Below are 12,132 nucleotides of genomic sequence, written 5' to 3'. Positions count from 1 at the left end.
ACCTTGATCGCCGGGGGCGTGCGGGCCACCACCCAGCCCACCTGACATCCCATCAACGCGAACATCTAAGGGAGAAGCCCATGACGATAAACCTCGCCGCCCCGCCGCCGTGCCGGATCGGCGGTCTCGCCTGGATCCCCCGCCTCCCGGGGGAGGACCGGGAGGACGCCGTGCTGATGGTCCGCGCGAACTACGGGCTGAAGAAGGGCTTCTACCAGCTGCCCGGCGGCCACGCCGACCATCTGGAGCCCGACTGGGAGGCCATGCTCCGGCACGTCAAGCGCGAGACCGGCATCGTGCCGGGCGTCGTGCGCCTCCTCGGCAAGGACTGGGTGCCCGCGAACAGTGAGACGGGCTCGGCGATGGGGCAGAACCTCGTCTACCTGTGCCGCCCGGTGCCCGCCACGGCGGAGATCCAGCTGCCGGCGGCCGAGCCCGGCATGGAGCCGGAGCTGGACGACTACCTCTGGATGACCCTCGACGACCTCGCCGAGCACACCCAGCCCTACCAGGCACGCCGCGTCCGCGCGATGTGGGAGGCATGGCAGCACGAGGCGTTCGCCAACCTCCGGTTCGGCCGACCCGTGCCGGTGGAGCGAACCGCATAGGAGACGTCCGTCCCGGGCACCGGAGGAACCCACCCGGGCCCGGGACGGCCACCAGGGCACCCCTGGCACGTGGCCAAGCAGCTCGCGCAGCCTTCCACCGCGTACGCGAGCGAGGCAACCACACCACCCGGGGGCGCCCCAACTGGAGCACCACTCCAATTCACCAGGGAGCGTACCCATGCTCGAAACTCCCACCCTTCCCGGCCAACGCATCGGCGTCCTGTGCGGGGGCGAATCCCCCGAGCGCCCCGGCTCGATCGCCTCCGGGGAAGCGGCACTGAAGTCCCTCACCGCACAGGGCCTGCACGCAGAGCTGATCGACCTCACCGGCCTCGACCTCGGCGGCCTGCGCGACCGCATCGACGTCGCCCTGATCGCCTCCCACGGCCCCGGCGGCGAGGACGGCAAACTCCAGGGCGCGCTTGAGACGCTCGGCATCAGCTACACCGGCTCCGGCGTCCTGGCCTCCGCGGTCGGCATGGACAAGGTGACCACGAAGAACCTGCTGCGCGCCGAGGGCATCGACACCCCGAAGGCCATCGCGATCCACCCCTCGTGGTCGACGGCCACCGCCACCTCCAGCGTCCAGCACAGCCTGGGCTTCCCCGTCTTCGTCAAGCCGGTGGCCGGCGGCGGCAGCCTCGCCTCCGGCATCGCGCACGATGCGAACGAGCTCGACGCGCTCCTGGAGCGGGCCCGGCAGCGCAGCTACGAGCGGTACATGGCCGAGGAGTACATCCCCGGCACGCCCTGCTCGGCCGGCATCCTCGAGGTCGGCGGCAAGCTGACGGTGCTGCCCCTCCTGGACGTCGAGGTGAATGGCCGCCCATTCTACGACTACGAGGCCAAGCACGACAGGGCCCTGCGCACCGAGCACTGCCCCTCGAACCTCCCCGAGGCCCAGACGAAGGTGATGGAGCAGGTGGCTCTCCGGGTACATCGCCTGGTGGGCGCGCACGGCGTCTCCCGGGTGGACTTCCTGTGCGCGCCGTCGGGCCGGATGCCGGTGCTGGAGATCAACACGGTGCCCGGCCTGTCGCAGGCAGGGAACCTCGCGACGATGGCGCAGGCGGGCGGTATCGGCTACGACGAGCTGATCCGTCACCTGGTCGCCACGGCGTTCAGCAAGCCCGCGTACGTGCCGTAGAGCAGACTGTGGGGGCATGACTGCCTCTGCGACCGCGCACCCCGTTCCCTACTACTCGCAGTGGGAATCGCCTGACCTGGTCCCCGCGTTCATCACTGGGTCCAGGCAGGTGTCCACCGATCCTTTGTGGCAGAAGTCCGGCGCCGCGACTCCGGAGGAGTACGCGTTCTGGGCCCCGCGGATGTGCGGGGTCGCGTGCCTGCGGATGGCGCTGGACTTCTGGGGCCTGCCGGTGCCGCCGTCCGTACCCCTGGTCGGCGAGCTCCAGGAGGCCGGCGCCTACATCCGCGACGGCGACCAGGTGAAGGGCCTGATCTACCAGCCCTTCGCCAGCTTCGTCACCGCCCGGTGGGGCGCGTACGCGCGGGCCGCCGCTGAGCTGCCCGCCACCGAGATCCGGGCGGAGATCGCCCGCGGGCGCCTGGTGATGGTGTCGGTCCACAAGAGTGTCCGCACCCCCGAGGTGACGCCCCCATCCCGTGGTGGGCACCTCGTGCTCGTCGTCGGCGCCCGCGACGGCGGTGTCCTGCTGCATAACCCCTCCGGCCTGCCCGGCCGGTCCCAGGAATTCGCACCGGTCTCCTGGACGGCGCTGGACCGCTTCTACGCGGGCCGGGGCGTCGTCCTGGCAGGCCCGACCGAAGGAGAAGCACAACGTGATCCCCATGACCTTGGCCGAGATCGCTGAGGCGACCGGCGGCACCCTGACGGACGGCGCCGACCCGGCCTCCCTGGTGACCGGCCCGCTGTCCTTCAACAGCAAGAAGGTCGCCAGCGGCGGGCTGTTCTGCTGCCTGCCCGGCAAGCAGGTCGACGGCCACGACTTCGCCGAGCAGGCCTACGAAGGCGGCGTTGCCGCCGTCCTCGCCTCCCGCCCCGTCGGCATCCCCTCCGTCCTGGTCGCCGACGTGCTGGGCGCGATGGCCGGCATCGCCACCGCCGTCGCTTCCCGGTACACGGGCACGATCGTCGCGATCACCGGCTCCGCCGGCAAGACCTCGACGAAGGACCTCCTCCGCCGGATCCTCGACGAGGACGGGCCGACGGTGGCCACGCCGAAGTCGTACAACAACGAGATCGGCTTCCCGACCACCGTCTCCCAGGTGCGGCAGGACTCCCGCTACCTCGTCCTGGAGATGGGCGCGCGCGGCAAGGGCCACATCGCCGACCTGTGCCAGATCGCGCCCCCGACCATCGCCACCGTGCTCGGGATCGGCTCCGCGCACATCGGCGAGTTCGGCAGCCGCGAGGCCATCGCGGCCGCGAAGGCCGAGATCGTAGAGGCCCTCCCCGCACACGGCGTCGCCGTCCTCAACGGCGACGACCCGCTGGTCGCCGGCATGCGCAACGCCACCGACGCGCGCGTCATCACCTTTGGCACCGGCCCCGACTGCGACGTCCGCGCCCACGGCATCAAGACCGACGACGAGGGCCGCCCCTCGTTCTCCCTGCGTTACGGGCCCAAAGTCGTCCGCATCCAGCTCGCCGTGCACGGCCGCCACAACGTCACCAACGCCCTCGCCGCTGCTGCAACCGCGTTCGCCGCCGGAGTGCCGTTCGGCCGGATCGCGGCCGCGCTCCAGCGCGCGAAGGTCACCTCCGGTGGCCGGATGGACGTCCACCACAACGGCGACGTGACCGTCATCAACGACTCCTTCAACGCCTCGCCGGAGAGCATGGAGGCCGCGCTGGTGGCACTGTCGGACATCGCCGGCGGGCGCCGCATGGTCGCCGTGCTCGGGCAGATGGCCGAGCTGGGCGGCGAGGCCGGGCCCTGGCACGACCGCATCGGCCGCCAGGTCGCCAAGACCGGGGTCCTCCAGCTGATCACGGTCGGCGGCAAGTACGCGGACGCGATCGGCGAGGCAGCACGCTGCATCACCAGCGAGGTGAACGTCTCCCGGGCCGGAGACGCGCGGGAGGCGCTGCGCCTGGCCGAGGAGCTCGTCCGCGAAGGCGACGTGGTTCTGGTGAAGGGCGCCAACGCCCTGGGGCTGGAAGCGGTGGCTCAGGGCCTGCTCAACTGAGGTCAGTGCGGCCCTGGCGCCTTGGGCGTATCCCAGTGACGGAGGGTCAGGGCCGCAATCACCCGACAAGAACGCTCCACGCCTGAACGGAACTCGGATGGCGTTCGCCGCCCGCGTGAGGGAGAAGTCGCTGGCACCGGACGGGGTGCTGTTCGTCCTGACGCCCGTCACCGAGAACCCGGCGCTGCACTGGCAGCACAACGGGCTGCGCGAGGAGCAGATCGAGGCGATCGCACAGCAGAGACGGGCTGAGGTGCACCGCTACATCCACGGCCACACCGTGTACCTCATCCTGCGGGCCTGACCTGCCGGTCGTCGGGATCCGCACCGCAGGCGGAGTGCGGCTCCCGACAACCTCCGGCCCGCGTGTCCTGGGCCACCCTCGGGGAGACAGGGCTCGCGGGGCACCCACGGTGAGACCCCGACCGAAGGAGACCTGGGATGCCCGACGACGACAAGAAGCAGACCGTCGACAAGGAGCGGGGAGGCGCCTCAGGAGACGAAGGGTGGCCACGACCTCCGCGATGATGACGGCTTCCTCAGCGGCAAGGGCCGCAAGTAGAAACGAGGGTGTTCTGTTGGCGCCTGCGGCGATCAGCACGTGCTGGACATGAGTCTTGGCCAAGCCGCGGTAGCGGCAGTGCCGGAGTCCGTGGGCGTGGACGGTCTCGGAGACCGTGGCTTCGCTTCCCGCGCGGATGGCATAGCGCCGTTGTCACTGACCGGTCTTCTGCTCGTGCCGGACGCGGGTCTGGATCTCTTGCTGGGGCTGGGGAAGCAGGAAGACGTGACGTCCCCTGCCGCCGGTGTTGCCGGTGCATTCGAGCCGGTCGTCGCATTCTCGGCAGACTTTGCGCGGGAAGAGGACTGACAAGCGGGGATGGCTGTCTCCGAGAGTGGGCTTCCAGGGCGGGCCGGTCATGCCGTGCGGACACGTCAGTGTGCGGGCTTGCCAGTCGATGTGGAAGTCCTCTCTAGTGAAGCCCGGACGCTTATCGGCCCGGGGATCGGCACGGACTGGCCCGAACAGCGTGATGCCCCATTTCTACTGGGCCAGGTGGATACTGTCCGGGCTTGAGTAGCCGCCGTCGACGACGTGTTCGTGCGGCAGAATGTCCTGCTGGGCCAGGCCTTTATGGATGAGGTCGAGGGCGTCGGTGTCCTGCTCCGGCGCCGGGCGAGTGACGACCTGAACGATCACATTCGGGCCGGCCGCCTCACAGGTTTCGGTCTGGGCTTCGGCCGCGGCGGCCTGGCGGCGACGCTGAGCACGAGCCGCCTCGATCAGGGCCGGAGCATCGCCCAGGACGACGTCGGGCTCGGGGAAGGCACGGCGGGACAGCTCGCGCATCGCTTTCGTCTGCTGCTCCACCGCCTCCACGATTCCCGGGTCGATCCGCTGTGCGGGCGTGGCCGACCGGTGCGCGGCGAGGGCCCGGTGGAAGTGGCTGGGGCCGCCGGGAGGACTCCACCGTGTGCTCCTGGGACGCGGCGCCGGCGGCCAGGACTCGGATGCTGCCGACCGCCTGGGTACCGGCCACGTCGTTCGCCGCGGTGACGATGCGGGCGTTGAGGAGCCGGAGCTGGGTGCCGTATGCGGGAGAACCGCACGTACGGCTTGAAGCGGCGGGGACTGGAAACGGAGCGGAAGCCACCGCGCCAGTCCCCGACCCTGCTCACGGGTGGATGCTCAGGTGCGTGAAGGCGATCGTGTGCTTGATGCCGCCGGCGAGCACGCAGTCGGTCGGCAGGCCGGCGGGCAGCGTGTGGATGGTCTTCTCGGCGACCGACCCCTTGCCGCGTCCGGAGACGACCACGCCGTCGAGCACCGCGGTGTTGACGCCCACGAGCCGGACGGAGGGACCGGAGCGGTACGCGATGACGGTCGTGCCGCCGTCCGCGTAGTGCAGGGTCTCCTCCGACCGGTTCCCGGCGAGGAGCAGGCAACTGCCTCCGGTGGTGCCCTCGGTGTGGTATGTGGCCGTGACCAGGTGGCCCGGGCCGTCCGCGCAGTGGTACGTGCCGTCGACGCTGACGGTCGAGGGGCTGCTGGAGAGGCCGAGCCCGGGGGTGTAGGTGATGTCCTCCCGGCCCGAGCAGCCCACGGCATAACCATGACCGTGGCCACCACCATGGGCCTGGCCCTGGGCCGCCGGTGCTCCGGCGCTCGCAGCGACCAGGGCGAGGGAGGACAGCGGCCCGGTGACCTATGCGTTCCACTCCGATGCCGCCGAGAAGGCCCGTATCGAGCTGACCCGGGCTGAGCGGGCCGCCGTCGACGCGTCCGCGCGGCTCTGGAGGCCGGCCCCCGGCAGGGCCATCCCATGCCCGACAGTGACCTGCAGGTGGTCGACTTGCTGCCGGAAGAGACCGGCGGTCGCGGCATCTCGGTGGTGTACCGGTACGACGAAGAGCTCGAGGCCGTGCTGATCCTGTGGCTGGTGGCGGGCCCGTAGCCGGCCCCTCTGAAGGGGCCGCGGGTACTACGGTCCGTCAGCTTGATTCTTATCCGGTTCGTCGGGGTTTGGTGCCGGTCTTGTGGTGGGTGGGCCGTTGGTAGGGCTGGCCGGTGGCGAGGACTCGGCCCACGTCGTGGCGGTTGGCGGGATGCCTGTTCTTCGAGCCGGGTGGCCGTCCGGGGCCGGACCGGCCGGGTTTCGACCCACGGGGATAGAACTCAAGCTCAGACACCCTTTCTACTGCCCGCGACCGTCCCCACCCCGGTGCGAGCCGCGGCCTGACCGGCATCCAGCTCGTTGTCGTCACGCCAGCGAACCCCTGCTCCCCTGGAGTGCTGGGGCTCTCGGAATCACCGAGGCAGCAGGCGTCACCTGGGGCCGACCTGGATCAGATGGGGTCGATGATGATGTCGTCGACGTGGAAGTTGCAGCTGGAGTTGGTCTTGGACTCCTTGGTGCCGCCGGTGGCGTTGTTCTGCCACGGGCCGTAGTACGTGTAACCGAGGTAGCACTTGACCTTGGCCCGCCAGGTGACGTTCATGGTGCCGGTGCAGCTCAGCGCCCCGTTCCACGCCGTGTCCGCGGTGGCCAGGCAGTCCAGGCTGCCGTAGCGGAACCGCTCACCCGGCTTGACAGCCCAAGCGTTGGGAGCCAAGAGCACCATGGTCACGGCGAGCGTGGTGCCGACACCGGCGAGCCTTCGGGCAGCGAGTTTCATACCATCCCCTCCCTGATTTCACAGCTCTTTGAGAGTGCCCCGAAAATCCTTAGATCAAAGCAAATGATCAGATGTGACTGGAATGTGACAGAAAGTCCACTGTCGGAGCGCGATATCGAAAGGAGCGTGAATGAGGAGCCGTCCGAGCTGCTGCCGCTGCCTCGGGGGCACCGACGGGGAGCGGGCGGGGCAGCCGGGCCCGGTCGCCGACCTGTAGACAGGAGGTCCCGGCGCGTCACCCCGGTCGGGGTGACGCGCCTGCCGCAGGCTCTGGCCTTACCCTGGCCGGCTGTTCGTGCCTGTGCTGCCCGGGGCTGACCCCTGGTACGCCGGTGGGAGTGCTGCCCGTAAACCCGGTAGATGAGTTTTCCGGCTTATCAGTTCGGCAGTCGGTTCAGTTCAGCTTTCTCGCCACGCACCACGCCCCGCTCTACGAACAGCACCTGTTCGGTCGTTTCCCCGGACGCTCTGACGCAGGCGACAGTGGGGCCCTATCCGTAGGGATCGTTGCGTGCGGGGCGCGGCCCTGCATACGGGCCCTGGCCGCGTACCGCGTGCGGCAGAGCCGCAGCGAGTCCCCCGGCGTCCCGCACGACGAGGCGTTCCGCCGCGTCTTCGGCAGGGATGAGGCGTGACGTACCAGGTCATCTGGGAGCCGGAGGCTCTTGTCCAGGCCGAGCGGTTCGCCAAGGACAACCCGCAGGGGGTGGCAAGGGTGTCCTCGTGCGTGCTTCTGGGGCGACACGATCAGGCCAACGGTTGATGCTGGAGTGGTGATGAACGGAAGCGAGAACGCGGCCGTGTCCGCCGTGCAGCCGGATGGACAGCTGCCCACGGTGGGTGTGGAGGAGGAGTTCTTCCTGGTCGGGGCCGACAGCCGGGCGGTGGAGCCCGCCGGCGGCCGTGTGGTCGCACGGGCGGCCTCGGCGCTGGGGGGACTGGTCTCCGGTGAGTTCACCGACTACCAGATTGAGATCAGGACACCTCCGTGTTCGGCGGTGGCGCAGCTGTATGACGAGCTGGTCCGCTTGCGGGCCGGCGTCGCCCGGGCCGCTGCGGCGGAGGGGCTGAGAGCGTGCCCGTCGGGCACACCGGTGCTCGGGCCGGCCGGGCCTGTGTCGATCGGGGAGGATCCGCGTTATCGGGCCAGCGTGGAACTGTTCGGGTCGATGATGGACGACTACGTGATCAGCGCGATGCACGTTCACGTCCACTTGCCCGACCGGGAACTGGCCGTGCTGGTCAGCAACCACCTGCGGCCCTGGCTGCCGCTCCTGGTGGAGATGAGCGCGAACTCGCCCTTCTGTAAAGGGCGCGACACCGGATACGCGAGCTGGCGCTCAATGATCCGGTGCCGCTTCCCGTGCCTGGGCCCCCCTCCGTACGCCGAGTCTTTCGATCACTATCAGCGGACCGCCGCCGCCATGACGGAGGCGGGGGCCATGCCCTTCGCGGATCTGCCCTTCTGGGACATCCGCCTGCACCCGCGCCTGCCGACCCTGGAGGTGCGCTGCATGGACGTCCCGGTCACCCCGGCGGACTCCGCTGCCCTGGCCGCGATCGTCCGCGGACTGGTGGTCACCGCGTCGGCGTCGGCGCGTCGCGGTGACTCGGGACCGCGGCCGTGCAGCGAGATGCTGCGCGGTGCCTACGCGCACGCGACGCGCGACGGCTGGACGGGACGTGGCAGGGACGCGCTCACGGGGGAGATCCTGTCCGCGCCGGTGCGCGGCGCACGGCTGCTGGACCACATTCGTCCCGCACTGGCGGCACACGGCGATGTCGAGGTCGTCGCGGCTTTCCTGGGGCGGCTCGCGAGGCGTGGATCGGGGGCGCACCGCCAGCGTGCCGCCGCCCGCCTGCCGGGCGGGCTGGTCGCGGTGGTGGACGACCTGACGGCCCTGTCCCCCGCCTCGCAGGCGGAGGAACCGTCCCCGACGGATTCCGCACCGGCGTCACCCGGACGGCGGATGCTCAACGGCACACCTTCCGGCCCCGTGTCAGCCTGAGGACACAGCACCGGGCGCCGTTTTGCCCGCAACGCAGTGGTAGCGGCTGTGGCGGGCGGTACAGGAGGAACCCGTGAAGGAAACCTCGACCGTGCATGACCGGCCACCTCCGGCGGCCGATGACGTCACCAACGCCCTGCGCCGGCAGGGCTACGCCCGGTACCGCACCGCAGACCTGGGAATTCACCCGGCCGCGCACAACGGAGATCTCGGCCAGATCGACGATGCGTTCGCCGGGCTTCCGCCCGACCCCTACGCACCGCACACGAACCGGTATCGCCGGTACTCCCACGCCGTGTACCTGCCGTGGACCGGGCAACTGTCCTTCACACCCGGAGCACCGGACGCCACCTACGGATCGGTCACCGAGTACTGGCAGGACGACCACAACCCGGAGTACCCGGACATGCGGCGCCAACTCCCCGACATCCCCGCCGCGCTGCGGAGCAACGCCCTTCTGCTGGGTCTGATCCACGCCGACCTCGCACAGGCCATGTGGCTGGAGGACCTCCACAGGGCCCCGGTCTACGTCGGTGTCCACCTGCTCAAGCTGGCCGTGCACAACCGCGCCGACACCGCGGTGTCCTCCCCCGATTGCCTGCACCAGGACGGCGGCTCCCACGCCACCTTCACCTTCGCCCACCTGGTCGGGTGCGCCAACATCCGCGGCGGCGAGAACACCATCGCCACGCCCGACAGCGCCGGCCGACAGCCCGACGACCTCCCCCACGGGGCCGTGCACGCACGCTTCACCCTGACCGAGCCTCTGGACGGCTACGCCGTACACGACCACCGGGTCAGCCACCACGTCGCCCCCGTACACCTCGGCGAGGGACCGGGACCAGGCGAGCGCCGCATCCTCATCATCGGCGTGGCCCCCTTCGGCCCCCGGCTGTAGGCCCCGCGAGCCCCTGGGCTACCCGGCGGCACGGACACGCGGCCTGCCACGGACCCGAGGAGAGACGACGCGTGGGCACGACGAACCTGACACTGCTGAAAACGTGGGGCGTGTACGGGCCGCAGGGCGACTCCTACCTCCTGCGGGAGTCCTTGGAGAGGGCGGCACTGCCCCAGGGAGCCCACGTCCTGGACGTATGCACCGGCTCCGGCCTGATCGCGTTGGCCGCGGCCCGCCTCGGCGCCCACCGCGTCCGCGCCGTGGACAGCTGCTACCGCGCGGTGCTGACCGCGCGCTGCAACGCATGGCTCAACCGGCTCCCGGTACATGTCGAACACGGCGACTTCCGCTCCTGCCGGGCAGCCCACCACCGTTACCACGTGGTGACAGCCAACCCACCTTACGTTCCCAGCCCCGCCGCCACGAACGACGGACACGGCCGGGCCCGGGCCTGGGACGCCGGCCCCGACGGCCGCCGCTACCTGGACCGGCTGTGCGCGATGGCACCACAACTGCTCACGGCGGGCGGCACGATACTCATCGTCCATTCCACCCTGTGCGCTCCGGACAGAACACTGCGTCTCCTCGGCGAGGCCGGCCTGAAGGCATCGATCGTGGCACGCCGCCACCAGCCCTTCGGCCCGGTCCTCAAGGCCCGGGCCACCTGGCTGACCGAACAAGGCCTGCTCGAACACGGCCAAACAGAAGAAGAACTGCTCGTCATCCGCGCCGACCACATACCCGATCCAGGATCCGAACCCCTCCCCTGACCGACCGCCCCGCAGACGACCGCTTTCGGCCGTTGCACGTGCCGAGGCCCACCGCGCCCGCGGCAGACCCCGGTTCCTGCATCCGCCACAAGAGAAGAACTGGTGGTGACCTGTGCCGAATGCTCCTGACCCCGACATCACCCCCTCCCCTGCCCGCGGGCCGGGGCCGCCCCCGGCCCGCCGGGTCCTGATCGATGCTCACGGCCCGGTGCTCGTCGAAGGCCCCGTCGAAGTTGTCATGCCTGACGGCACGGTCCGGCGCAGCGACCGCTTCATGACCGCGCTGTGCACCTGCCGCCGCAGCTGCGCTTATCCGTGGTGCGACACCAGCCACCGACCCAGGGAACACCCATGAACGCCGTCACCGCCTCGCGTCCGCCCTGGCGAGCCCGGCCCCGCGGCGCCCTGAGCGAGGCCATCACCGCTGTCCTGCTCACCGGCAAGGTGCCCACGGACGGCCCCCTGAACGTCCCCACGCACGCGGACCCCTGGGGAGAGGACCTCCAACTGACCCTGTACCTGCTGTACGAACTCCACTACCGCGGTCTGCCCGACGTGTCCGACGACCTGGAGTGGAACCCCGATCTGCTGCGCGTCCGCACCGGCCTCGAACAGGCCTTCCTGGCCGCACTCGAGGCTGACGTCCCCCGCGGCCGTACCGTCGCGGACGCCTTCGACCACTTGCTGAAGGAGCCGGCCGACCTGTCCGGCAGCGTCAGCGCCCATCTGGCCCACCGCGCGGACCTGGACCTCGTGCGTGAATACGCCGTGCTGCGCTCGTTCTACCAGCTCAAGGAATCCGACCCGCACGCCTGGGCCCTGCCGCGGCTGACCGGCCGGGCCAAGGCAGCGCTCGCTGCCATCGAGTACGACGAGTTCGGCGCCGGCCGCCCCGAGGCCGTGCACGCCCAACTGTTCGCCAACCTCATGACCAGCCTGCAACTGGACCCGGACTACGGCCACTACCTCGACCACGCACCCGCCGCCGCGCTCACGACGGTCAACCTGATGTCCTTCTTCGGCCTGCACCGCGCCTGGCGTGGAGCCCTCGTCGGCCACTTCGCCTGCGCGGAGACCGCCTCCTCGCCCGGGGCCCGACGCATGGTCAAGGCCCTCCAGGCATGCGGGGCAGGTCCTGCCGCCGTCCACTTCTACGCCGAGCACATCACCGCCGACGCCGTCCACGAGCAGCTCGCACGCCATGAGGTCGTCGGCGGGCTCCTCGCCGAGGAGCCCTGGCTCGAACAGCAAGTGGCCTTCGGATGCGACGCCACTGTGCTTGTGGAGAACCGACTGGCCAGCCACGTTCTGAACGCCTGGCGCAACGGGCGCAGCGCCCTGCGCCATCCGCTCGATCGACCAGCATCACCCGGCCGCCCGCGCACCCCTGAGTGAGTGCCGCGACGACCAGCACCATCACTGCGCCGCCCACTGTCAGCGTCCTGGGGCAGCGTCGACGCAGCATCATGGGCCCATCCAGCAGACGGATCACACCG

General features: G+C 70.3%; 14 protein-coding genes and 2 pseudogenes. 11 read left to right on the top strand and 5 right to left on the bottom strand.

Annotated features, from left to right (window positions below; translation table 11 throughout):
- The first annotated feature begins 80 nt into the window (after positions 1 to 80).
- The 5 genes from LUZ64_RS30185 (at position 81) to LUZ64_RS30165 (ending at position 4,086) form a co-directional block, all read left to right on the top strand.
- The gene (locus LUZ64_RS30185; protein ID WP_170116720.1) at positions 81 to 608 is read left to right on the top strand and encodes an NUDIX hydrolase; all 528 of its coding nucleotides are present in this window, start codon (positions 81 to 83) and stop codon (positions 606 to 608) included.
- Positions 609 to 786: 178 nt separating this feature from the next.
- Entirely contained in the window at positions 787 to 1,755 is a 969-nt protein-coding gene (locus LUZ64_RS30180) for a D-alanine--D-alanine ligase family protein (protein ID WP_095580919.1), read from the top strand.
- 16 nt (positions 1,756 to 1,771) lie between these two features.
- A complete protein-coding gene (locus LUZ64_RS30175) occupies positions 1,772 to 2,443 on the top strand; it encodes a C39 family peptidase (protein ID WP_095580918.1) in 672 nt (223 codons plus the stop codon).
- A complete protein-coding gene (locus tag LUZ64_RS30170; protein ID WP_248288990.1) occupies positions 2,421 to 3,782 on the top strand; it encodes a UDP-N-acetylmuramoyl-tripeptide--D-alanyl-D-alanine ligase in 1,362 nt (453 codons plus the stop codon). The genes LUZ64_RS30175 and LUZ64_RS30170 overlap by 23 nt, the downstream gene beginning before the upstream one ends.
- A 97-nt stretch (positions 3,783 to 3,879) precedes the next feature.
- Complete coding sequence (locus LUZ64_RS30165) at positions 3,880 to 4,086, top strand: hypothetical protein (RefSeq protein ID WP_232390427.1); 207 nt, start codon at positions 3,880 to 3,882, stop codon at positions 4,084 to 4,086.
- Between the two features lie 333 nt (positions 4,087 to 4,419).
- Here LUZ64_RS30165 and LUZ64_RS37870 read toward each other — a convergent pair.
- From LUZ64_RS37870 to LUZ64_RS30150, 3 genes and pseudogenes are all read right to left on the bottom strand, one after another.
- Positions 4,420 to 4,704, bottom strand: a pseudogene (locus LUZ64_RS37870) (transposase); the annotation flags it as partial.
- 123 nt (positions 4,705 to 4,827) lie between these two features.
- Complete coding sequence (locus LUZ64_RS30155) at positions 4,828 to 5,154, bottom strand: hypothetical protein (protein WP_211304986.1); 327 nt, start codon at positions 5,152 to 5,154, stop codon at positions 4,828 to 4,830.
- Positions 5,155 to 5,458: 304 nt separating this feature from the next.
- Positions 5,459 to 5,887, bottom strand: a complete 429-nt coding sequence (locus LUZ64_RS30150; RefSeq protein WP_095580914.1) for a hypothetical protein — start codon at positions 5,885 to 5,887, stop codon at positions 5,459 to 5,461.
- Positions 5,888 to 6,106: 219 nt separating this feature from the next.
- Between LUZ64_RS30150 and LUZ64_RS37310 the strand changes: the two genes are divergently transcribed.
- Positions 6,107 to 6,238: a hypothetical protein gene (locus LUZ64_RS37310; protein ID WP_267897168.1), complete on the top strand. Its 132-nt coding sequence runs from the start codon at positions 6,107 to 6,109 to the stop codon at positions 6,236 to 6,238.
- A 49-nt stretch (positions 6,239 to 6,287) separates the two neighbouring features.
- Here LUZ64_RS37310 and LUZ64_RS37865 read toward each other — a convergent pair.
- Positions 6,288 to 6,440 (bottom strand): annotated as a pseudogene (locus LUZ64_RS37865) (NF041680 family putative transposase); the annotation flags it as partial.
- 189 nt (positions 6,441 to 6,629) lie between these two features.
- Positions 6,630 to 6,959 (bottom strand): hypothetical protein, encoded by a 330-nt coding sequence (locus tag LUZ64_RS30145; protein ID WP_095580913.1) that lies wholly within the window; start codon positions 6,957 to 6,959, stop codon positions 6,630 to 6,632.
- Positions 6,960 to 7,735: 776 nt separating this feature from the next.
- On the opposite strand from LUZ64_RS30145, the gene LUZ64_RS30140 reads away from it, so the two are divergent.
- From LUZ64_RS30140 to LUZ64_RS30120, 5 genes are all read left to right on the top strand, one after another.
- Positions 7,736 to 8,968 carry a carboxylate-amine ligase gene (locus tag LUZ64_RS30140; protein WP_095580911.1) on the top strand — a complete coding sequence of 411 codons (1,233 nt, stop codon included), beginning with the start codon at positions 7,736 to 7,738 and terminating at the stop codon, positions 8,966 to 8,968.
- A 73-nt stretch (positions 8,969 to 9,041) separates the two neighbouring features.
- A complete protein-coding gene (locus tag LUZ64_RS30135) occupies positions 9,042 to 9,866 on the top strand; it encodes a 2OG-Fe dioxygenase family protein (protein ID WP_170116719.1) in 825 nt (274 codons plus the stop codon).
- Positions 9,867 to 9,937: 71 nt separating this feature from the next.
- Positions 9,938 to 10,636, top strand: coding sequence for a HemK2/MTQ2 family protein methyltransferase (locus LUZ64_RS30130; protein ID WP_232390429.1), 699 nt, complete (start codon positions 9,938 to 9,940; stop codon positions 10,634 to 10,636).
- 238 nt (positions 10,637 to 10,874) lie between these two features.
- Positions 10,875 to 10,991 (top strand): CDGSH iron-sulfur domain-containing protein, encoded by a 117-nt coding sequence (locus tag LUZ64_RS37860; protein ID WP_095580941.1) that lies wholly within the window; start codon positions 10,875 to 10,877, stop codon positions 10,989 to 10,991.
- The gene (locus tag LUZ64_RS30120) at positions 10,988 to 12,031 is read left to right on the top strand and encodes an iron-containing redox enzyme family protein (protein WP_095580909.1); all 1,044 of its coding nucleotides are present in this window, start codon (positions 10,988 to 10,990) and stop codon (positions 12,029 to 12,031) included. Before LUZ64_RS37860 ends, LUZ64_RS30120 begins: the two co-directional genes overlap by 4 nt.
- Positions 12,032 to 12,132 lie beyond the last annotated feature (101 nt).

The organism is Streptomyces albireticuli, from assembly GCF_021228125.1.
GTDB lineage: Bacteria > Actinomycetota > Actinomycetes > Streptomycetales > Streptomycetaceae > Streptomyces > Streptomyces albireticuli.
The sequence above is the reverse complement of the archived record's forward strand: the minus strand, read 5'-3'. Positions and strand labels throughout refer to the sequence as shown.